The organism is Wohlfahrtiimonas larvae, from assembly GCF_002006755.1.
GTDB classification, from domain to species: domain Bacteria; phylum Pseudomonadota; class Gammaproteobacteria; order Cardiobacteriales; family Wohlfahrtiimonadaceae; genus Wohlfahrtiimonas; species Wohlfahrtiimonas larvae.
On record NZ_MVDO01000028.1, the window covers coordinates 1 to 25123 of the forward strand.

Below are 25123 nucleotides of genomic sequence, written 5' to 3' on the forward strand. Positions count from 1 at the left end.
GCAAAAATTTCAGCAGTTGTTAATGTTGTACCATTGATATTCCATTTTCCATCTTTGAATGCGATATCGATGAATAATGTACCTTCTTCAAATTTAACAGGAGAAACTCCCAATGGTGCAGTTTGCATTGCGACTAACATCATGACCATTTGAACGCCACCTTTGACTTCATCTTTTGCTTTTGAAGTATCTTGTCCATTCAAAGTTAAGAATTTTTCATATTGAGCAATCATGTAATCTTCAGTAATAGTACCTTTGAATTTAAATTCTGTGATGAATGTATCAATTAATTCAACAGGGCTTTTACCTTCAAATGATGCAGTGATTGCTTCTGGTCCTTGTTGTAGAGCTGAAACTAAAGCTTCACTACCTTGGAAAGCAACTTCTACTTTAACAGCATCACCAATTGTTAATTTATTTTCGATGACTGATTCAATGCGCGTATCTTTTGTAAAGATATTTGCGATATCTTTTAAGAAGTTAACTGCTTCTGCTTCATCAATATCAGATGGATCTTGAGTTGATAATGCATTTGCTTTTTCGATTAAATCTTTCCAATTTTTGATATTTTTAATGCCTTTGATGTCTGTTGATACGAAAAGTGAACCAAAATCAAGAGCGGCTGATTGATTTTTAACAATATTAATTCCACCAATGTTATAAGCAACATTAGCTGAAATCATTTCATTATTTTCTTGTAAGGATGTTTTTGCTTCTAAATTACTTAATTTTGCCTTGCCTGAATCTTTACCTGATTTAAATTCAAGATCTAATGTAGCAACTGTTGCTGTTGCTGCATATTTTAATGGGCTTGCAATATATTCAGAAGTGCTCATTAATTTTGTTGCATCAACTGTAGCTTGAATTTCTTCAGCAAGAGGACCAACTAATTTTAAGTTTAATCCTTTACCATCAAAGTTGGATTTAAATGATTTAACTGCACTATAATCATCGTTGAAATGAATAGCTAGATTATTATTTAAATCAGTCAGTGTAAATTCAGCAACTTTTGTATCAGAAACTAATACAGGTACTGTATTATTCTCAACTTTTGCTGTGTAACCAAATGCTTTATTCTTTTCATTCAATTCGCCTTCGTATTTAGCATTGGCTAAAATGTTATCAATGACGACTTTATCACCAGTTTGAGGAATTTCTACAGTAATATTACCATTTGTAGTTCCAACAATTTTTGCAACACCATCTTTAACATTATATTTTGCTAAATCAACATTTGCATCAGATGAAAAGTTATATTGAATTAATACACGATTTTGGTTTTCAGAATAATTAAAGTTATCTTTTAATATAATTTTATCATCTGCTTGATCTAATTTAGCAGTGTATGTCATTGTTCCCATACTGAAATCTGCTGACTGTTGAATGACAGTATTTGTTGCAGCTAAGTAGTTTTTCTCAAAACTTGTAAATTTTTCTGCAATGGGTGCACTATTGTTATCAGAACAGCCATAGATGATCAATGGTAAAGCAACTGCTAAAACGGTTTTTTTCATATATATTTTCCTTGGTTAAATTGCGCTATATAATATCATAACGAACGAATTTAAAGCGTTCTGTCAAAACTTTTTTTCACAGCTTCTTCAAAAATATTAAATTCTGCTTGGTCTGTAAACATATTTTCACTTAAGTAGCGTCGCCATTGTCGGCTTTTAGGAATACCATTAAATAATCCCAAAATATGTCGGCCAATATGGTGTAAGCGTGCGCCTTTAGAAAGTTCTTCTTCCACATAAGGCTTTAATTCTGCCAAAAGATCAAAAGGAGACTGTTCAGATTTTTCTGTGCCAAAATATAAATGGTCTACATCATTTAAAATAAATGGAGAATGATATACTGCTCGGCCAAGCATCACCCCATCCAAATTTTGCATCACATTCAAGCCTTCTTCAGGTGATTGAATGCCGCCATTCAATAAAATATTTAAGTGTGGAAAATTATTTTTTAATTCATACACACGATCATAATTTAAAGGCGGTACTTCCCTATTTTCTTTGGGCGATAATCCTGATAGCCAAGCTTTACGTGCATGCACGATAAAGGTCTCGCAGCCTGCTTTGCTTATGGTCTCTATGAACCGATGTGAAAACTCATAATCATCTTGATGATCAATCCCGATACGGTTCTTAATGGTTACAGGAATTTTTACAGCCGATTGCATTGCATCAAAACATTCTGCTACCAACTCAGGCTCAGTCATTAAACATGCGCCAAAACGGCCTTTTTGCACACGATCTGATGGGCAACCACAGTTTAAATTGATTTCTGTATAACCATAATCTTCTGCAATTTTTGCACAAGCTTTTAAATCTACAGGATCAGAGCCACCCAATTGTAATGCCACTGGGTTTTCTTCGGGGCTATAGAACAAATGGTGGTTTTCATCGCCATGCAAAATTGCACCTGTTGTCACCATTTCGGTGTATAACAAGCTGTGCTTTGTCATTAAACGATAAACATAACGACAGTGGCGATCTGTCCAATTCAGCATGGGGGCTACGCTAAAACGATGATAGTCTTTCATATTCTAAAAAAATTAAAACCTCTTAATCTCTTAAGAGGTTTTAGTATATTGATAATTATTGAAAAATAATAGCTTAATACTATTCGTTGTCTAAGAAGCTACGTAAGCTTTCAGAACGGTTTGGATGACGCAATTTACGCAATGCTTTAGCTTCGATCTGACGAATACGTTCACGCGTTACATCAAACTGTTTACCCACTTCTTCTAGAGTATGATCAGTATTCATATCAATACCGAAACGCATACGCAATACTTTAGCTTCACGTGGTGTTAAGCTTTCTAATACTTCACGAGTTGCTTCACTTAAACCAACACTTGTTGCTGCTTCCAATGGAGAAACCATACCAGTATCTTCAATGAAATCACCCAAATGTGAATCTTCATCATCACCAACTGGCGTTTCCATTGAGATTGGTTCTTTAGCAATCTTCAATACTTTACGGATACGATCTTCAGGTAAGCCCATAGCTTCTGCCAATTCTTCTGGCGTTGCCTCACGACCCATATCTTGTAACATTTGACGAGAAATACGATTCAACTTATTAATTGTTTCAATCATATGTACAGGAATACGAATTGTACGTGCCTGATCCGCAATTGAACGAGTGATTGCCTGACGAATCCACCATGTTGCATATGTAGAGAATTTAAAACCACGACGATATTCAAATTTATCAACGGCTTTCATCAAACCAATATTACCTTCTTGGATCAAATCCAAGAACTGTAAACCACGGTTTGTATATTTCTTAGCAATTGAAATTACCAAACGTAAGTTTGCTTCAATCATTTCGCGTTTAGCACGTTTAGCTTTCGCCTCATTGATGGAAATTTCACGGTTAATTTCTTTAATGGCAAAAATTGTTAAACCATGTGCCTTTTCAATTTCAAACAATGCATCTTGGATTTTAAACATTTCATCTTTATTTTCAGCCAATGCTTTTGCATATTTAGCCTTGCTTGATGAAACTTCTTCAAACCATTCCTTATTAGTTTCATTGCCAGGAAAGCCTTTGATAAAATCTTCACGAGGCATTTTACTCATTGCAATACAGATTTTCATCGCTTTACGTTCAAGCGGGCGAATTTGATCGATGGTATTTTTTAACAAAAGAACCATATCTTCTTGCATTTTGGGCGCTAATCTAAATTCAATAAATTTACTTTTTAAGCGCTCTTGAGCTTCTGTAATCAAAGCTTCCACATTTTTCTTACGTTTATTAGCACGCAGTGCATCGATTTCTGCAATGATTGCTTTTAATTCTGCAATTTTTTCAGCAAAGAGTTCTTTATTTGGCCCTGTTTCTGCTGCTGCAGCGCTACCGCTTTCAGACTCTTCATCTTCTTCGATATCTTCTGCTGGTGCCTCATCATCTACAATTTCTAATTCTTCGTCGTCTTTATCTTCAACAATTTCCGAATAATAACTTGCATCTACAAAACCTGTTGCAATATCTCCTAAACGTTGATCTGCACCCAAAGTTTCTTCATATCGTTGAATCAATAGATCTACCGCTGGGTAGAAATTTGCTAAATTCAAAAGAGAATTATTTAATCCTTCTTCAATACGAATGGCGATAGATTTTTCTTCATCACGAGATAAAAGATCTACTGTTCCCATTTCACGCATATACATACGAACAGGATCTGTTGTTCGGCCAATCTCACTACTATCGATATTAGCTAATACAGCTGCTGCTTCGTCTACAGCATCATCATCAGAGCCAATAGAATCATTGGTTAATAATAAACTGTCCATATCGGGAGCTTCATCGCTAACTTTGATGCCCATCTCTGAGATCATAGAAATAATACTTTCTATCTGTTCTGGATCTATAATATCTTCAGGAAGGTGATCGTTGATTTCAGCATACGTTAAGTAACCTTGCTCTTTACCCTGAGCGATCAGTTCCTTAATACGTTCTTGTTGTTCTGTAACAGTTAAAGCAGTTTGCTTGCTCATATGAATTCCGATAACCCCAATAATGTAAAAAACGCAATTTAGTATTATACCATATTTAGCACAGTATAATAACTGCCTAAGAAGTAAAATTTCAGTGGCCTACATGCCAATTCCATGTGTTATACAATGGTTATTATTTATTCAACCTCAAACGCTAAAATAAACTTAATTTAATACTCATTTTGCGACTCTAACTTTTCCATATTTCTGTCTAAGCTTTGATTCAGCTGAACTTCCAGTTGTTTTTTCTGCTCCACTGCATAGTGACGATTAGCAGACTCATTGCTGTCGCTGCAAGCGTATAGAGGAAATATGGCCCCTGTTACTATTAAGTATAAGAAATTTTTCACAATTCTGATGCCCTATTTAAAATTCCATGGATTTGGTGTGATATTACCCAATATGACGGGTATCTTTGCACCAGTCGCACTCATTAAATTGCTCGGACGACTATGTATGGTTTGGTTACCTAAAATTGCAAAGGCAATGGCCTCTTTAGCATCGCTCGAAAGTCCAATATCTTCTTGTCTCTTAACAGTTATATTGGGTAGATTATAACTTAATCTATCCATTAAAAATTGATTATACGCACCTCCACCACCAATAATAACTTCATCAATGACTAATTTTGGCATAATAAATTTTTGGTAACTATCAGCAATGCTCCACGCTGTTAGTTCAGTTAATGTATGAATAACATCGTTAGGAAATTGATGATAATGTACGCAAATTTTATTCACAACATCCTCGCCAAAGAGCTCTCTACCGGTTGCCTTTGGTGGAAGCTTATCAAAGTATGGGTGCGATTGTAGATTTTTCAAGAGCTCCGGAATAATTTTTCCTTGTTTAGCTACGTTACCGCGATCATCATAATCTTTTTGAAAAAAATATTGCATTGCAGCATTGATCATCATATTGCCTGGGCCTGTATCAAAGGCAAAGATTTCATCTTCTGTACAGTTTTTAGGTAAAACTGTCACATTGCCAATGCCCCCTATATTTTGCAAAACTCGATTTTTTTGAGAATCTCGAAATAATAAATATTCTGTATAAGGCACCAATGGTGCGCCATTACCACCTGCAATCATATCCATTGGGCGAAAATTAGAAACCACTATTGTTTTATGATCAAACGCTAATTGAGCAGGATCACCAATTTGTAAAGTGGAATGCGTTAATCCGTTAGTAGGATTTGGTAAATGGTGAATCGTTTGCCCATGAATGGCGATGAATTCCAGCGGCGATTGAACATTGAATTCTTTCAAAAATTGAGTTACAGCTTCACTGTATAATTTGCCTAATTTAAAATTCAATGAGCATATTAAGGCAACATTGGATGTTTCAATATGGCTTGCTGCTAAAATTTCTTGTTGTGTGACTGAATCATAAGGATAACTTTTATAATGAATCAATTCACAAGTTGTATTTTCATCGCAACCTGATAAATCAACTAACGCAACATCAATCCCATCCAACGATGTACCAGACATCATGCCAATTGCATAAGCCATACCCGATTAATCCTTTAATGCTTCTGATAAACGTGATTGATTGTTTGCTAAAAGTTCAATAGCTTGATCATAATTCACAGATTTTAAATACATTAAAATAGCAGTTTTTACATGATTATGTGCAGACTTCAATAAATCTTCTGCAGTTTCATCATCAATATCTAAAATTGTAGCGAGCATATTAACTGCACGATGATGTAATTTCTCATTGGTTGGCTTAACATCCACCATTAAATTTCCGTAAGTTTTACCAATTTTGATCATGCTGCAAGTTGTGAGCATATTTAAAACCATCTTTTGTGCACTACCTGCTTTCAAGCGAGTGGAACCAGTAATGACTTCTGCACCTACTAAAATGGGAATATTGGTATCAGAAATTTCAAACATTGGATTGTATTCTGTGCATGCTAATGCAATAGTTTTTGCTCCTAATTGCTTAGCATATTCCAAACCTGATACACAATATGGCGTTCTGCCAGATGCAGCAATGGCACACAAAATATCTTTGTGATTGAAATTGATATTTTGTAAATCTGTAATCACAGCTTCTCTATTATCTTCAGCATTTTCAACAGGATTACGCAAAGCTTGATCTCCACCTGCAATAATACCGATCACTGTTTCTTCGCCGACACCAAATGTTGGCAGACATTCTGACGCATCTAAGACACCTAAGCGACCTGATGTCCCTGCACCAATGTAAACTAAACGGCCACCTTTTTGTATTACTTCTGCAATCATATCAACAGCTGAAGCAATGGATTTTGTCACATTAGCAATAGCATTGATGATGTTTTGATCTTCATGATTCATGAGCTGAACCATTTCTAATATACTCATTTGATCAATATTAGTACTTAGATTATTGCGCTGCTCAGTGAGTAAATTTTTAACGTTATTGTGTGCCATAAGTATTATCTTTGTCCAAAAATGAGCTGGGCTTTACGGATACAGCGATCTTGAGGTTTATCAGAACATTCATATATTCTGATATAGAGTTTACGCGTTTTGATGTATTCACTAGGATTTTTACCCGCAAAATAGTAAATAGGTAAACCATTCGCCTGCTCGCGCTCAAACCATGCTGACTTGTAATCCCGTAATTTGCTAATTGATTGCTCAAACGTTTCCACAGGCTCTTCAAAATAAAAAGTTAAATATCTATTTCCTTTATTCGTGGAGTATTCAAAAACAGATTGATTAGGATTATTTGGCAGTGCACGATTAGAAAAATATTTTTTGCCTTGTCTGGTCAGTGATACATTAAAATATCGCTCGATATCTTCTTTTGTATAACCTCTCTGATCACCATTTTTATCAACAGCTAAACGTAAAAAATTTCGCATATCAGGCGTAATGGATTGCGCAAAGGTGGCCATACATACAAATATTGTCGAAGCCAAAATGATTTGCCAATATTTTTTCATAGCATTCCCTCAATCGTGATGAGTGATTAAGCTAACATTTTAATGAATAATTGATAAAAACGCTCAGCTATTTCCTTTAATGAATCAAAGTCATCGTTTTTACATTCATCTAATGCTAAATGCATGCCATGATAAATTAGAAGTGCAGCTAAATCTGGTGACTCAACCTGCCAAGCCTTCACGTCATTACCTTCAATGATTAAAGATTCTAAAAATCTCACAATCGTTGTGCGATCTTGTCGATCCTCCACATGGTGATTTTGGTGAAACAAAGCATCATGCTCTTCTTTATGATCATAATAATGTTGAATACTGCCCATGCACCATGCATGAATTTTCCCATGCCAATCACTACTTTTACATTGAGCGATGTAATCGGCTGTCAATGCTAAAAATCCTCGCATATAATTTGCACGCAACATCAAAATCAAATCGTCTTTAGATTCGAAATAATGATAGAAAGTGCCCTTAGCAATATTAACCGCTTTGACAATATCATTCACAGTAGTTTCTTTCATGCCTTGCTTTATGAATAGTTGTAAAGAAATTTCTAGAATTTCGGCATGTCTTTCATCATAAGTTTTTGTGACTTTCATAGGTTTTCCTGCATTTAAACTGTTTCACATTGTACCTTTTATTTATTTTAAAAGCACATTGACCGACGGTCAGTCGTTTCATATAATGCAAATCATTACTTAAATAGGAAATATTCTCAAATGACTCGCAAAGAACTATTCACCATGATTGCTGTTTCGTTAGGTTCCTTTATGGTGACTTTAGATATCAGCATTGTTAATGTTGCATTACCAGCCATTCAACAAGACTTAAATTCATCCATGACAGATTTACAATGGATTGTAGATGCATACGCACTCACATTATCCGCATTGATTTTATCATCAGGCATTATGAGCGATCGATTTGGTAAGAAACAGATATGGAATATTGGTGTAATCATTTTCACAATAGGTTCCATCATTTGTGCCCTATCCCAAAATAATCTATGGTTAATTATTGGCAGAATCACTCAAGGGATTGGTGGTGCAGCTTTAATTCCAGGCGCTATGGCAATCATTATGATGACATTTACTGATCATCATATGCGTAATAAAATGGTAGGTATTTGGTCATCTTCTACCGCAATTGCGTTAATTGTTGGCCCAATGATGGGTGGGATTTTAGTGAACTATTTAGGCTGGTCAACGATTTTCTCCATCAATATCCCGATAGGTTTATTAATCATTATATTGAGTACATATGCAATCAGACCTGAACCCAAGAATCCTAATATCTCGCTTGATCCCCTTGGCCAATTATTAACGATGATTATGTTAGGCACTTTAACTTTTGGGTTAATTGAGTTATCACAATCACCTTCCTTACTGTTTTTACTTACAATTTTTGCCATATCTTTGATTGCTTTTATCCTGTTCATTCTTTGGGAAAGCAAAGTCACAACACCATTAGTGCCGTTATCACTGTTTAAATCTTGGGAATTTAGCCGTAATAATATTGCTTCCTTCGTTATTGGCTTTGCAACCTACAGCAATATTTTCTTTCTTTCCTTATTCTTTCAGAATGCACAAGGCTATAGCGCGATTGAAACAGGCTTTCGATTAGCACCTGAGTTTATTGCAATGGGTTTATTTGCAATGGGTTATGGTAAAATTGCTAAACACATTAAAGTACAAACCTTACTCTTAGTTGCATTTGTTTTAATAGTCATTTCCGCGCTGATAATGGCTCAATTCACGCCACACAGCCATTATTCTATCATCGCTGTCAGTATGTTTTTAATGGGCATTGGCATGGGGATTTCTATTCCTGCTGTCAGTTTATTAACTTTAAAAGATGCACCAAAAGATAAAATTGGATCAGTTTCCTCCATCATGAATGCCTTTAGGCAAACAGGTATGGCTATTTCTATTGCATTATTGGGTGCAATCATGACTTCTAGTGCAATAAAAGCGTTGCAATCATCCTTCCCCAACCATAAAAATATTGTGGATGATGCTATTACACAAGGAATAATCTCAGTAGATATTTCCATTAATCATATTCAGTCAGCTTGGGCTTATGGCTTTAATATTGCAATGTTTGGTGCTGCTATCTCAGCAATGATTGTTATCATTTGTTTATTCATTAAGCCAACTCAAACAACATAGACCGATGGTCAGTCAGTTAAGTGTTCAGATTTCAATAAAAGAAAGCCACTGATTCTATTCAGTGGCTTTCAAACTTCAGCATTAATTTATAAAGTGTTTATTCAATCACAATCAATAAATCACCTGCATCGACAGTATCGCCTGCTTGAACATAGACATTTTTTACTACGCCAATTTTTTCTGAACGTAGAATTGTTTCCATCTTCATCGCTTCCATTGTCAATAATGCATCACCTTCTTTCACATTATCACCAACTTTTACTCGCATTAAGCCGATCATACCTGGCATTGGTGCGCCAATTTGGTTTTTATTTCCAGCTTCTGCTTTCACACGTTTTGCGCCAATACCTTCCAAACCTTTTTTCAAAGTTTTAAAAATGCGCTGTTCACCATTCAACTCATAGAATACTTGGCATTCACCTTTTGTATCAGGTTCAGAAACTACAAGCATACTGATCAATAAGTCCTTACCTTTTTCTAACTGTACAGAGAATACTTCATCTTCTGCCATTGGATAGAAATAATTCTTCGTTGGAATGATAGAAACATCACCATATTCATAACGGAATTTTACAAAATCACTGAATACTTTTGGATACATCACATAAGATGCTAAGTCTGTATCTGAAACGTTATATTTAAACTTATTGCTTAACTCGAAACGCAATGCATCAAAGTTAATTTCTGGTAACTGGCTACCCGCATTAGTTACCTCAGGCTGTTTACCTTGTAAAATTTTCTTCGTTAAATCTGCTGGCAATCCTCCTTGTGGAATCCCCAATTCACCATTGAATAAACCAACAACTGATGCTGGGAATGCAATTTCACGTTCAGGATTTTTTACATCTTCCGCTGTTAGATTTTGTGTCACCATCATCAAAGCCATATCACCCACAACTTTAGAGCTTGGCGTAACTTTAACAATATCACCAAATAAAGTATTCACATCAGAATAGGCTTTTGCAACCTCATCCCAACGAGATTCTAAGCCAATGCTACGCGCCTGTTCTTTTAGGTTTGTGTATTGTCCGCCAGGCATTTCGTGACGATAAACATCTGATGTTCCTGAACGAACACCTGACTCAAATGGTGCATACAATGAACGAACACCTTCAAAGTATGTAGAAATTTGAGTGATTGCATCATAGTTCATTTTTGGATCACGATCTGTATGCTCTAAAGCACGCAAAATTGATCCCATGGGTGGCTGGCTTGTTAAACCTGAGAAACTATCCATTGCAACGTCAACCGCATCTACACCAGCTTCAATCGCCGCCAATACACTTGCACCAGAAATGCCAGAAGTATCATGTGTGTGGAAATGAATAGGTAAACCAATTTCATTTTTCAATGCGGTAACTAATTCTTTTGCTGCCAATGGACGACATAATCCAGCCATATCTTTAATCGCAATAATATGTGCACCCGCTTTCTCAAGTTCTTTAGCAAGTTTCACATAATATTCTAATTGATATTTAGGACGTGCTCCATCATGAATGTCAGATGTATAGCAAATCGCCGCTTCACACAATTTACCTGTATCAATCACAGAATCCATGCAGTAACGCATATTATCAATGATGTTCAATGAGTCAAATACACGGAAAAGATCAATCCCTTTTTTCGCTGCTTGTTCCACAAAGAACTTAATTGCATTATTTGGATAACTTGTATAACCGACACCATTCACACCACGAATCAACATTTGTAATAAAATGTTTGGCATTGCTTCACGTAATTTCTCTAAACGCTCCCATGGATCTTCATTCAAGAAACGCATTGCAACGTCAAATGTCGCACCGCCCCAACACTCCATAGAAAACATCTGCGGCAATAACTCTTGATAAGCTGGTGCAATTTTTAACAAATCATAACTACGAACACGTGTTGCAAACAGTGATTGATGCGCATCACGCATAGTTGTATCAGTGATCAAAACTTCTTTTTGTTTCAGCATCCAATCACTGAAACCTTTTGCACCCAATTCATCTAAAATAATTTTGGAACCTTTAACATTTTGATCCTCAGCACGAGCTTTTACATTGGGTAGAACTGGCGTTGCAAAATGTTTAGGAATCTCACGACCTTCCACTTCAGGATTACCATTCACTTGAACTTCAGATAAATATTTCAAAAGGTAGCTTGCACGATCGCGACGCACTGGGAATTGAAATAATGAAGGTGTTTCATCAATGAAACGTGTAATACATTCACCATTGATAAATAACGGATGATTAATCACATTTTCAACAAATAATAAGTTTGTTGCTAAACCTCGTACACGAAATTCACGTAAAGCACGATCCATACGATAAATTGCTTCCGCACTATTTCTACCCCAAGTTGTAACTTTAACGAGCAAGGAATCATAGTAAGGTGTAATCACAGCACCAGCATACGCAGTACCGCCATCTAGACGAATACCAAAACCCGCTGGTGAACGATAAGCATTGATCACACCATGATCAGGTACAAAGCCATTGGCTGGATCTTCTGTAGTAATACGACATTGTAAAGCCGCACCTGTCATTTTAATCTGATCCTGCATAGGCACTTCTAAAAGTGCATCACCAATGTTTAGACCTTCTGCAATCCCAATTTGCGCTTTAACAATATCAACACCTGTAATTGCTTCTGTTACAGTGTGCTCTACTTGAATACGAGGATTCACTTCAATGAAATAAAATTTTTGAGTGTCTGCATCCATCAAGAACTCAACAGTACCCGCATTTTCATAACCTGCTGTTTTACCAATTTGTACAGCATAGCTACAAACTTCTGCGCGCAATTTATCATCCAAATATGGTGCTGGTGCACGTTCCACAACTTTTTGATGACGACGTTGTACAGTACAGTCACGTTCAAATAAATGAACAATGTTGCCAGCTTGGTCACCAAGAATTTGTACTTCCACATGACGCGCATGCACAACTAATTTTTCTAAATAAACCTCATCATTGCCAAAAGCAGCTTTTGCTTCACGTCGTGCAACTTCAATTGCGTCTAATAGTTTATTTGCATCTTCCACAACACGCATACCACGGCCACCACCACCCCAGCTTGCTTTTAACATCACTGGATAGCCAATTTCTTCTGCAATTTTTAAAGCTTCCTCATCATTATAAGGTAAAGGTTTAGATGCAGGCATCACAGGTACACCCGCAGAAACTGCCAAGTTACGTGCAGAAACTTTATTGCCCAATAATTCTAAAATGCGTTGATCAGGCCCAACAAAAATAATCCCATTCTCTTTACATGCTTTAGCTAATTCTGGGTTCTCAGCCAAGAAACCATAACCAGGATGAATCGCATCTGCACCTGATTCTTTTGCAATTCGGATAATGTCTTGAATATCCAGATATGCTGCCAACGGTGGTTTACCTAACCCCACCAAATAACTTTCATCTGCTTTATAACGGTGAACAGCTTTAATATCTTGTTCTGAATAAATCGCTACAGTATTGATACCTAATTCGGATGCTGCACGCATAATTCGAATTGCAATCTCTGATCGGTTTGCGATCAATAATTTTTTAATTTTACGATCTAGTTGTAGCTCAGATGCCGCGTGAATATTCATAATCTATCCTTAGAAAAATGATTAACTTTAAAACTCTCTGCCATACTTTTATAATGGAGTTAATAAAAATATTCAATCCTGACACCAGACACTTGACCAACAAGAACCTTTATATGAAACAGTCAAAAAGTAGTTTTAATGTAGCGAAAAACTAAATATATATTATATTTAATATCAAATATATAGGTATATTTATATAGAATATCAATAGGTATAAATCACTAAAAAAACAAAACTACATAATTTTTCTAGTGGCATTAAACAAAACAAAATTGCATTAAACATAGATTAATAGCATTTTAATTCTTTATATTTTTTTTAATGTTCTTAAAAATACGACATGGTCAATTAACAAAAAAACCAGTTTTTAAAACTGGTTTTCTAATTTTTATAATAATAATTTAAATAATTCTGACTTATTTTTAGAAATGTCCTGTAAAACCTATCCTAAATGTACGACCTGGTGCAGGCATAAATGATCTCGTTAATGGATCAATATAATATTGATTCGTTAAATTGTGACCGGAAAATGTGAGCGTGAAGTTCTTATCCACTTTATAAGATAAAGATGCATCCACTAATAAAGCAGAATTCCAACGGATAGGATTATTATCCATACCCTGTAATCTTCCACTATTAAACATCTCTTTTTCTTGTTTGTTTCTAGCTTTACTATGATAATTAAGGCTCGTGGTTGCTTCTAGCTTATCACCAAAAAACTTACCGCCCAATGTTAAACTAAAGCTATATTTAGGCACCATGCTTGTTCTCAAGAAACCAATAGGAAAACCACCATCCACACATCTTGGGAAGTTGCCAGTTGGGTCTAATGCCATAGAAGAAGACTCATCACACGTTTTATTCTTAAGATTATAGTTAACACCTGCGTTAGCAAAGTATTTACCATCAGAATATCTTGCTTGTAATTCCAATCCTTTTGAGCGTTGTTCATCAATTTGAGATATAAACATATCAACATCTCGCTCTATGACATTATTCAATTTCATATCATAATAACTTAGCTTAATATCAGCAGCTTGAACATTCGGCAACCATGACAAATCATAAATATAACCAAACTCAATGTTACGAGATTTTTCAGGTTTCAATGTTACAAAATCTCTCACACCAGTTGTAAAGCCAACAGTATCTTCAAACATACTTGGGAAACGTTTATCTTCTGCATAACGTGCATATAATCGAGAATTATCAGTCATATCCCAACCAATTGAAAATACAGGAGACCATGCATGGCCTCTTTTTTTCTTAACTGCAGCAAATTGATCTTTTGCTTTGCCTAAACTATGCTGCTGACTGGAAAAATAAGTATATTCATCCACTTCTTCTCCTGTCACAGGATTAATCACTTTATTTTTTGATACTGTGCCATTCAAATGAGGATTATCTGCTTGATAATAGCGACCATCTTCACGTTGTGAATAAATAAAGTCTTCTCTGATTTTTCCTTTATTACCTGTAATTGCTTCTTTTAATTTAAAATATTTCGCCCAATCTTCTCGATTATTTACCCACCAATCCATCTGTTCCTGAGGAGTCATTTTTTGGTACATATCTTCAGTTTTATTATAAAAACTATATTCATCCTGGCTCACTACGCGATCATAGGTCATTTTAATCGCACTTAGGTTTTTACGAGCAAAATCAGATTCTTGATTACGACGGCCTTCTGCTAACCGATCATCAAAAGATGAGTAAGAATTTCTACGCACACCTGCATTAATCGTAACACTCGAAATAGGCTGCCATTCAAAATTAAACATTAAATTTGTTTCTCTACGTCTACCTTCTCGGGTTTTAGTATCAGATCTCAACTTTTCTTTTTGATGATCAATGCCTGCCGTAAATTTAAGATTATCCCAAAAGATCATTGTATTATTTGCTGTAATTCCCCAACGATTATCTTTAGCATGCGCTAAAGATGTATTTTTATAGATATGTGACTTATCATCTCGATCACAAGTACTGACATCTCCACCATTTTGGCCACGACACCAATCCCACATCCAATCTGTAGTTTCTAAGTCAAATACATACCCTGCACCTGTATAAGTTCTGCTATTTGTGATTGTCTTCCAAAGATTAATATTAGTATCAATCCATGGATTATCTTCAGGATTCCACTTATATTGTGCACTATAAGCACGCTGATTAATCTTACCAATCGGCCATTGTTGTATACCGCCATCACTATATCTAATAATTCTAGAAGGCATTAATTCCCCATGTTCGATAATACTATGGCGAGCAGATAACAATAAGCGTTGATCATCCGGCAAATACCAAGTATTTTTGAGTAAAAATGATCGATTCTCACTAGATGTATTCAAAACTTCTGAACCAGGTGCATAAATATCTGCAACATTTGGCATATATACATTATTATCTGTAACATTTTGATAATAAGATGATGCACTTCGTTTGCCTGAAAAATAGTTACCTTGCTTTCGATAACTGATCGCGCCCATTAAATCAAAAATTTCGCCACGATAACCTGTTGCAATTCTAAAGGAACCATCTTTTAAATTAAACATATCGGATGATTTGCCACGTTTTTTAGGATCTCTCAATAAATTAGGATGTGTTTCAACACGACCACCAATTTTATCTGGACTATCTCGATAATCTGTTCCCAATGGTGATAAATCAGGCAACCTTGGCCTAGTCGTATTTGTACCAGTATCCATTGTAAAATCTATACCAAATTTCTCATCTTTTGCCACAACATCATCAATACCTAATGTTTTCATGGCAACACCACCACCAACAGATGTTTTGACATCTGTTGATAATGATCCACCTTTTTCTACAGTAATGCTACTGATTAAACTAGGATCTAAGTAATTGCGATTACTGACACCAAAATAACCACGATATACTGAAATACTTTGCTCTGTGCCATCAATAGTCACAGGCACTCGACCTTGTCCTTGAATGCCTCGGATATTAACATCAAGCGCCCCACTATTACGCGAATCACCACTATAAACACCCGTCATTCCTTTTAACATATCAGCAGGAGATAATCCTTTTGCTCGATCTAATTCTGCTTTACCCCTATAAACCGATGATACATCTCTTGCATAAACATTTTCATAGCCAACTTCATCTGAATCATTTGGTGCCCATGTAACAACAACAGCACCTAAGTCCATTACTTCTTTTTTAACTTTAGAATTACTTTCAGTATCAGCGATTGCAGGATGAATAACCATTAAAGATAAACTAGAAAGACTAGCGATACATAAATAATATTTATTCAAATGAAACATACATCATCCTTCAGATTTAAAAGAAGGACATATTATTGCTAATGATAATCATTTGCAAATAATAAATTAAAACAAATAGTAATAAATATATTTTAATTAATTTTATTCATAATAATCATAGGTTTTCTATATATTCAATAGATGTATTCTAAGAAATAGTGAGTTCTGTGGCTGTTTTTTATTGTCTTGATATATTTGATTATAAAAATATAGAATTTTGGTGTGATCATGAAGATACAGCATTATGTCCCACTTGTGATATAGATTCAGTCATAGGATCAGCCTCAGGATTCCCCATTACGAAAGAATTCCTTCAAGCCATGCAAGATTATTGGTTTAACTAATAGACACAAAAAAAACCAGCAAATATGCTGGTTTTCATGATTGCGATTATTTATAACTTAAAGTTATATTAAGCATTAAACCTTAACAATCCAACCTTCTGGCGCTTCTATGTCACCAAATTGAATGCCAACTAACTCGTTATAGAGCTTAGTTGTGATTGGCCCAACTTCTGTTTCACTGTAGAACACATGGAATTTATCTTGCGTTTGAATTCCACCAATTGGCGAAATAACAGCCGCCGTACCACAGGCGCCCGCCTCCACAAATTGATCCAACTCTGATAAATAAACATCACCTTCAATTGCTTCCATGCCTAAACGCTCTTTTGCAATCTGCAATAAAGAATATTTAGTAATGCTTGGCAAAATGGATGGTGAAATTGGCGTAATAAATTTATTATCCGCTGTAATACCAAAGAAGTTAGCAGAACCTACTTCTTCAATTTTAGTGTGTGTTGCAGGATCTAAATAGATACAATCTGAGAAATTACGTTCATGCGCTTCGTAACCTGGTAATAAACTTGCCGCATAGTTACCACCAACTTTTGATGCGCCTGTGCCCATTGGTGCTGCACGATCATAGTCAGAAATAACAAAATTAGTCGGTACTAATCCGCCTTTGAAATATGGGCCAACTGGCATACAAAATGCTGTAAAAATAAATTCTGGTGCAGGCTTAACACCAATATTTGGACCAACACCAATATATAACGGGCGAATGTATAAAGAAGCACCTGTACCATAAGGTGGTACATAAGCTTCATTCGCACGCACAACTTCTTTAATCGCTTCCACAAACATCTCTTCTGGAATTTGTGGCATGCGTAAACGACGAGCACTGTCATTCATTCTACGCGCATTTTCATAAGGACGGAATAATTGAATGCTACCATCTTTTGTGCGATAAGCTTTCATACCTTCAAAACATTGCTGACCATAATGCAAAGCTGTTGATCCTTCATGAATATGCAGATTAGGATCTTCTGTCAATTCACCTTTTTGCCAAGCACCATTCACATGCTTTGCTAAAAAACGATACGGTGTTTGAATATAATCAAAACCTAAATTTTCCCAATCAATATCAACTGTTTTTGACATTCTATTATCCTTATAAACTATATTGTGGAAGATCATCATCAAAAGTTTGATCTTCCAAGCTATCAATAATATTCACCTCGCCTATCATTACACCTATATCTGTAAATAATAGAGCATTAATATGTTTAATATATTTTTCAAGCTCTGCATAGTTAATTCTTAAAATTTTCTGTATCGCATCTACAGAATGTAACTGCGCAACATTTTCTTCAACTTCCTTAAAAGTTGTACCATATTTGGTGCCATCAATGAGCACTGCTTTACATGTCACATAATCAGATTCAAAACTCATAAAACCAAAACCAATCAGATAGTATTTATCCATATCTATTTTATGTTCACGACAAAGCGCAGCTAAACTCGCGATTCGTCCTTCCCAATCAATTTCAATTTGTCCAACTAAATCACTGTATTTTGTTTTAATGGCTGGTTTAGTCATCGGCAATCTTTTCATATAGTCTCTTCTTTATCCATTTGAATGGCAAACGTTATAGCAAAAAATCTTTTAAAAAGCGTCCTGTAGCACTTTTAGGATTATTGGCAATATCTTCTGGTGCTCCTTCACCAATTATCATACCACCTTTATAACCGCCTTCAGGACCTAAATCAATAATCCAATCAGCTGTTTTAATCACATCTAAATTATGTTCAATAATTACAATAGTATTACCTTGATCACGCAATGTATTAATCACAGTTAATAACTGAGCAATATCATGAAAATGCAAACCCGTTGTTGGCTCATCCAAAATATATAATGTTTTACCTGTATCACGCTTTGATAATTCTCGTGATAATTTAACACGCTGCGCTTCACCGCCTGATAATGTTGTAGCATTTTGCCCAAGCGTAATATAACTTAAGCCAACTTCCATCAATGTAGATAATCGGCGATGAATCACAGGAATTGCAGAGAAAAATTCACAAGCATCTTCCACTGTCATATCCAGCACTTCACTGATATTTTTACCTTTGTATTGAATATCCAGAGTTTCACGATTATAGCGCTTACCTTTACAAACATCACATAACACATAAACATCTGGCAAGAAATGCATTTCAACTTTAATTAAGCCATCTCCTTGACATGCTTCGCAACGCCCACCTTTAACGTTAAAACTGAATCGCCCCGCAGTATAGCCACGCGCACGAGATTCTGCCGTACCTGCAAAGAGTTCACGAATCGGCGTAAATAAACCTGTATATGTTGCAGGGTTTGATCTTGGTGTTCGGCCAATCGGGCTTTGATCAATATTGATCACTTTATCAATGTGTTCTAAACCTTTGATTTCTTTCACCGGTGCAACTTCTTGGCTAGCACGATTCAAAGCATTAGCTGTAAATGGATACAACGTATCATTCACCAATGTTGATTTACCTGAACCTGAAACACCTGTAACACACGTTAATAAACCCACAGGAATATTCACGCTCACATCTTTTAAGTTATTGCCTGTTGCGCCAATGATAGATAATTGCTTGTCAGGATCATTTTTAGCACGCTCTTTTGGTACTGCAATCTCTTTTTTCTTCGATAAATATTGCCCTGTTAAAGATTCAGGTACAGCCATGATCTCTTTCACATTACCTTCAGCGACAACTTCACCGCCATGAACACCCGCACCAGGGCCAATATCCACAACATAATCAGCCGCACGAATAGCATCTTCATCATGCTCTACCACAATCACGGTATTGCCTAAGTCACGCAGATGAATCAATGTATTCAGTAATCGTTCATTATCACGTTGATGTAAACCAATCGATGGTTCATCCAATACATACATTACGCCCACTAAACCTGCACCAATCTGTGATGCCAAGCGAATGCGCTGTGCTTCGCCACCTGATAAGGTTTCTGCTGAGCGAGATAAATTCAAATAATCCAAACCAACATTGACTAAGAAACCTAATCGTTCGGTAATTTCTTTCAAAATTTTATCAGCAATTTCAGCTTTAGCACCTGTTAATGTCAACGTAGATGACCAATTCAAAGCATCATCAATAGACATCGATGTTACTTGGTTAATGGCATGATCATGGATCAATACATTCCGTGCAGATTCATTCAAACGCGCACCACCACAAGCTGTACAAGGACGAGAAGTTAAGTATTTTGCTAATTCTTCACGCATACTTTGTGAATCTGTTTCATGATAACGGCGATCTAAATTTGGTAAAATTCCTTCAAATGCGTGCGTTCTTTTAACAACTTTGCCATTCGAATCATAATATTCAAAGTCAATTTCTTCTTTACCACTACCATTTAAAATGACATTTTGGATATTGTCAGGCAATTCTCTGAAAGGAATTTCAGGGTCGAATTTATAATGTTTTGCCAATGACAAAATCATTGAATAATAATAAAAAGCTTTTTTATCCCAACCGCGTACAGCACCTGTTGCTAAGGATAATTCATCACTTGTGATCACTTTTGTGGGATCAAAATATTGGCTCACGCCCAAACCATCACAGCTCGGGCAAGCACCTGTTGGATTATTGAATGAAAATAATCTCGGCTCTAATTCAGGCAATGAAAAGCCACATTCAGGGCAGGCATAATTTGCGGAGAATTGCAGCATAATGGATGGATCATTCATATCCACCGCATAAACTAAGCCTGATGATAATATTAAGGCTGTTTCCATCGATTCAGCTATACGCTGAGTAATATCAGGACGAACTTTAAAGCGATCAATCACCACTTCAATGCTGTGTTTTTGTTTAGGATTAATTTCAGGTAACTCATCGATTTCGTAAACTTCGCCATCAATTCTGATACGCAAATAACCTTGTGATTTCAAGCCTTCGATTAATTTAACATGCTCACCTTTACGATCACGGATCACAGGCGCTAACAGCATGATGCGAGAATCTTCAGGGAGATTCAAAACTTGATCCACCATCTGGCTCACAGTTTGTGCATGCAAAGCTAAATGATGTGTTGGACAATGTGGTGTACCAATTCGCGCAAATAATAAGCGCAAATAGTCATAAATTTCTGTCACTGTTCCTACTGTAGAACGTGGGTTATGCGATGTTGATTTCTGCTCAATCGAAATCGCTGGCGATAAACCTTCAATATGGTCAACATCTGGTTTATCCATCATCGATAAGAATTGGCGAGCATAAGCGGATAACGATTCAACGTAACGTCTTTGCCCTTCAGCATACAAAGTATCAAATGCTAAAGAGGATTTACCAGAACCTGATAACCCTGTAATCACAATGAGTTTATTGCGAGGTAAGGTTAAACTGATATTTTTTAAATTGTGCGTGCGCGCACCTTGAACCGTAATATTTTCCATATTGACTCTCAAAAAGACCTCAAACTAACTCTGGCTATTTTACACGAAGCCATCAGCCAATTTTCACTAAACCAATTATCATACTTGATAATAAAAGTAATAAACCATAGCGCCTACAAAAATAATGAATACGCACCATCTAAAAATTCGAGAATACTCAAATAATATATCACTCAAAAAATGCCAAATAATTTCAAAAATATTAGACATAAAATTTGCCCCAAAATAAAAAGACTGCCGAAGCAGCCTTCATATTGATCAACTTATTGAGTTTCTAAAACATCTTTTACAAAAATCAAGCTTTTAAGCAAATTTAATGCTTCATACAATTGATTATCTGAAATAGCCAATCCACGAGCTTTCTCTGATTGTGCAAATGTTGTAATATTTTGCTCTTTATCAGAACCTTTATTTAAACGTTTTGCTAAATTTTCTTCACGAATAAAGTTAGAATTACGTTCTGAATCAACATTTAACGATAATAATTCAATATTTGGAGAAATACCTTCACCCTGAATAGAGCGACCTTCTGGCGTATAATATAAGGCTGTCGTATATTTCATTCCTTGACCATTGGCTAAATTAACAACAGATTGCACAGAACCTTTACCAAAGCTTTTTTCACCCGCAATGATTCCTCGACGTTGATCTTGAATCGCCCCCGCAACAATTTCAGAAGCAGATGCCGAGCCACCGTTAATTAATACAACTAAAGGTGCTCCCTCTAAAATATCACCAGGATTTGCCACAAAATCAATACGAGAAGCAGGATCACGACCTTGTGTGTAAACAATTAAACCTGATTCTAAAAAGAGATCTGAAATTTCTACTGCTTGATCTAATACACCACCTGGGTTATTACGTAAATCTAAAATCAACCCTTTAACAGTTGTTTTTTTTGCCATTGCTTGTTTATTTAAGTCATCAATCGCTGTTTTCATCTCTTCAGCTGATCGTTCTTGAAACTGGCTCAAGCGAATATAACCAAACTCATTATCAATCAACTCGCCTTTGATGCTCTCTGTTTTAATTACATCGCGAACTACAGGAATTGTTAATGGTGAGCGTTCACTTTCACGAATAATTGTCAATACAACTTCTGTACCCGGTTCACCTTTTAACATATCAACTGCTTTCGCAACATCAATAGACTGTACAGCCGTCGAATCAATTTTAATGATCAAATCTCCTGCTTGAATACCCGCTTTTTTAGCAGGTGAACCATCCATTGGAGAAATGATGCGAATCAAGCCATCTTCGCTCACAACTTCAACACCCAAGCCTGCAAATGATCCCGTTGTAAACTCTTGAACTTTTTTATATGATTCAGAATCATAAAACTCAGAATGAGGATCTAATCCGCTCAACATACCTTTAATGGCATTATTGACCAAAGTTTCTTCTGTGACCTCTTCAACATAATTAGCACGCAACTGTTCAAAAACATTGACGAATAACAATAACTGCTGAACAGGTAAATTTGCTGTTGCAGCATTCTCTATCACTTCTTCACTAACATTAGGCACAACAACCTTCGGTTGTTCAATCGTCAATGCCATGCTTTCACTATTAGCAAAAGATAACAATGACAATAACGTAACTGCTACCAAGGATTTTTGAAACTTTCTCATCCTGAATTTCTCCGTTTAATTATATTATTTGAAATGGATTAAGTTTTGCCCTGTCATTTCTGCGGGTTGTTCCACACCCAACAAGTGTAAAATCGTTGGAGCGATATCTTTCAATGCACCATCTGGTGACAATGCAGCAGGACGGCCTAAATAAATGAATGGTACAGGTCCTGTTGTATGAGCAGTATGTGGCTGATTTGTTTTATCATCCCATGTTAATTCAGCATTACCATGATCGGCTGTCACTAATAACTCACCGCCCACTTCCAATACTGCATCATAAACTCTGCCCATGCATTCATCCACTGTTTCTACAGCAGTTACAATCGCATCAAAAACACCTGTATGACCAACCATATCTGGGTTTGCAAAGTTACAAATGATCACATCAAATTTTTGAGATAAAATTGCTTCCACTAAGTTATCAGCAACTTCTGGCGCACTCATTTCTGGCTGTAAATCATATGTTGCCACTTTTGGTGAGTTAACCAAAATTCTATCTTCACCTGCAAATACTTGCTCACGGCCACCATTGAAGAAGAAAGTTACGTGAGGATATTTTTCAGTTTCAGCCAAGCGCAATTGCGTTAAATTATGTTTAGCCAATACTTCGCCTAAACCATTCACCAATGATTGTGGTGGGAATGCAATTTCTGCATGAATGGTATCTTTATATTGTGTTAAGCAAACATAATGAGATAATTTAGGACGATATTTAGGCACAAAACCTTCAAAATCATCTTCTGTAAATGGATATGTGATTTCACGCGCGCGATCAGAACGGAAATTCATGAACATAACAGCATCACCATCTTCCATTTTTACAGCTTCACCAATCACTGTCGCTTTTACAAATTCGTCATTTTCATTGCGATCATAAGCAGCTTTTAAACCTTCCATTGCAGAATTTGCATGGAATTCACCTTTCCCTTGGCTCAATAGATCATAAGCTTGTTCAACACGCTCCCAACGATTATCACGATCCATCGCAAAGTAACGACCAATGATTGTTGCAAAACGACCTACTTTTGTATTGCTAAATACGGCTTCTGCTCTTTCGATATAAGTTTGCGCTGAACGTGGTGGCGTATCACGACCATCCAAGAATGCATGTAGATAAATCTTTGTTAAACCTAATTCTGCAGCTACTTTAATTAAGCCATGAATATGAGCCTCATCTGCATGCACGCCACCATCTGATAACAAACCAAAAATGTGTAAGGCCTTGCCACTTGCTTTTAAATCACCCAATGTTTTTACTACCACAGGATTTTTTACAAATTCATCTTCTTCAAATGCTTTAGTAATACGTGTTAAATCTTGGTAAACAACTCGTCCCGCCCCAATATTGATATGGCCCACTTCTGAGTTGCCCATTTGCCCATCTGGCAAACCCACAGCTAAACCAGATGTTTTCAATAATGTACAGGCACCCACAGTTTTGAACTCTTCAAAATTTGGTGTTTCAGCTGCCATAATGGCATTGTTTTTTACTTCTGTGCGATAACCCCAACCATCCAAAATACATAGAACAACAGGTTTTGGCGCTTTATTCATTGTAGATCCCTTTAGATTAATGATACAAATCAGTCAAATTTCATCATTATAATGAATTATCCTCAGCCTTTCAGGAATCATTTGCCTATAAAGTACTCGGTTATAATTTTAAATATATTTTTTTAAATTAATTTCAATTATGATCAAGATGATTATTCATAACCATCATAGAAATAATCACTATAAAAATATTAAAACTTGGGAGGTTTATATGGTTGATTCATTACGTTCTTTGCTTGCAATTGGTATCATCAGCGCTTCAGGGCTCTGCTATGCACAAGTTAATTATGGTGTAGAAGGCGAAGCATTTCATCCTATTTTTGCAAAACAAGGCATGGTGGTTTCTCAAGAACCTCTCGCCACTCAAATAGGTTTAGATATTCTCAAAAATGGTGGTAATGCTATTGATGCAGCTGTTGCTGTTGGCTACGCTTTAGCAGTCACACATCCTCAAGCAGGCAATATTGGCGGTGGTGGTTTTATGCTAATACATTTAGCAGATGGACAGACAACTGCCATAGATTTTCGTGAAGTTGCACCTAACGCTGCATCTCGCAATATGTATCTTGATGAAAACGGCAATATTATCCCTAATCGATCTTTAACCTCTCTGAGCGCTTCAGGTGTTCCGGGTACAGTCGCAGGTTTATCATATGCTTTAGAAAAATATGGCTCTCAATCGCCAGATAAGATCTTAAATCCTGCCA

Annotated in this window: 16 protein-coding genes; 2 read left to right on the top strand and 14 right to left on the bottom strand. The window is 36.1% G+C overall.

What is annotated here, in order from left to right; translation table 11 throughout:
* From BZK14_RS01850 to BZK14_RS01880, 7 genes are all read right to left on the bottom strand, one after another.
* Positions 1 to 1514 (bottom strand): YdgA family protein (locus tag BZK14_RS01850; RefSeq protein WP_077924906.1); only part of this gene is annotated, 1514 nt, incomplete at its 3' end.
* 50 nt (positions 1515 to 1564) lie between these two features.
* Positions 1565 to 2542, bottom strand: a complete 978-nt coding sequence (dusA, locus tag BZK14_RS01855; RefSeq protein WP_077924907.1) for a tRNA dihydrouridine(20/20a) synthase DusA — start codon at positions 2540 to 2542, stop codon at positions 1565 to 1567.
* 79 nt (positions 2543 to 2621) lie between these two features.
* A complete protein-coding gene (gene rpoD, locus BZK14_RS01860) occupies positions 2622 to 4505 on the bottom strand; it encodes an RNA polymerase sigma factor RpoD (protein WP_077924908.1) in 1884 nt (627 codons plus the stop codon).
* Between the two features lie 362 nt (positions 4506 to 4867).
* Positions 4868 to 6016 carry an anhydro-N-acetylmuramic acid kinase AnmK gene (gene anmK / locus BZK14_RS01865; protein WP_077924909.1) on the bottom strand — a complete coding sequence of 383 codons (1149 nt, stop codon included), beginning with the start codon at positions 6014 to 6016 and terminating at the stop codon, positions 4868 to 4870.
* Between the two features lie 6 nt (positions 6017 to 6022).
* Positions 6023 to 6925, bottom strand: coding sequence for an N-acetylmuramic acid 6-phosphate etherase (murQ, locus tag BZK14_RS01870; RefSeq protein WP_077924910.1), 903 nt, complete (start codon positions 6923 to 6925; stop codon positions 6023 to 6025).
* 5 nt (positions 6926 to 6930) lie between these two features.
* A complete protein-coding gene (locus tag BZK14_RS01875; RefSeq protein WP_077924911.1) occupies positions 6931 to 7443 on the bottom strand; it encodes a hypothetical protein in 513 nt (170 codons plus the stop codon).
* Positions 7444 to 7469: 26 nt separating this feature from the next.
* Entirely contained in the window at positions 7470 to 8039 is a 570-nt protein-coding gene (locus BZK14_RS01880) for a TetR/AcrR family transcriptional regulator (RefSeq protein ID WP_077924912.1), read from the bottom strand.
* 120 nt (positions 8040 to 8159) lie between these two features.
* On the opposite strand from BZK14_RS01880, the gene BZK14_RS01885 reads away from it, so the two are divergent.
* Complete coding sequence (locus BZK14_RS01885; protein ID WP_077924913.1) at positions 8160 to 9608, top strand: MFS transporter; 1449 nt, start codon at positions 8160 to 8162, stop codon at positions 9606 to 9608.
* A gap of 97 nt (positions 9609 to 9705) precedes the next feature.
* Here BZK14_RS01885 and BZK14_RS01890 read toward each other — a convergent pair whose 3' ends face one another.
* The 7 genes from BZK14_RS01890 to gpmI all read right to left on the bottom strand — a co-directional run bounded on the left by BZK14_RS01890 (position 9706) and on the right by gpmI (position 24416).
* Entirely contained in the window at positions 9706 to 13188 is a 3483-nt protein-coding gene (locus tag BZK14_RS01890; RefSeq protein ID WP_077924914.1) for a pyruvate carboxylase, read from the bottom strand.
* Positions 13189 to 13610: 422 nt separating this feature from the next.
* On the bottom strand, positions 13611 to 16478 hold the full coding sequence (locus tag BZK14_RS01895) for a TonB-dependent receptor domain-containing protein (protein WP_077924915.1): 2868 nt from the start codon (positions 16476 to 16478) through the stop codon (positions 13611 to 13613).
* Between the two features lie 419 nt (positions 16479 to 16897).
* Positions 16898 to 17920, bottom strand: coding sequence for a branched-chain amino acid aminotransferase (locus BZK14_RS01905; protein WP_077924916.1), 1023 nt, complete (start codon positions 17918 to 17920; stop codon positions 16898 to 16900).
* 10 nt (positions 17921 to 17930) lie between these two features.
* Positions 17931 to 18374, bottom strand: a complete 444-nt coding sequence (locus BZK14_RS01910; protein ID WP_077924917.1) for a hypothetical protein — start codon at positions 18372 to 18374, stop codon at positions 17931 to 17933.
* Between the two features lie 34 nt (positions 18375 to 18408).
* The gene (gene uvrA, locus BZK14_RS01915) at positions 18409 to 21228 is read right to left on the bottom strand and encodes an excinuclease ABC subunit UvrA (protein WP_077924918.1); all 2820 of its coding nucleotides are present in this window, start codon (positions 21226 to 21228) and stop codon (positions 18409 to 18411) included.
* A gap of 263 nt (positions 21229 to 21491) precedes the next feature.
* Positions 21492 to 22859, bottom strand: coding sequence for a S41 family peptidase (locus BZK14_RS01920; protein WP_245831120.1), 1368 nt, complete (start codon positions 22857 to 22859; stop codon positions 21492 to 21494).
* A gap of 24 nt (positions 22860 to 22883) precedes the next feature.
* The gene (gene gpmI, locus BZK14_RS01925) at positions 22884 to 24416 is read right to left on the bottom strand and encodes a 2,3-bisphosphoglycerate-independent phosphoglycerate mutase (RefSeq protein WP_077924919.1); all 1533 of its coding nucleotides are present in this window, start codon (positions 24414 to 24416) and stop codon (positions 22884 to 22886) included.
* A gap of 211 nt (positions 24417 to 24627) precedes the next feature.
* Here gpmI and BZK14_RS01930 point away from each other — a divergent pair.
* The coding region (locus BZK14_RS01930; RefSeq protein WP_171973617.1) for a gamma-glutamyltransferase at positions 24628 to 25123 on the top strand (496 nt) is incomplete at its 3' end.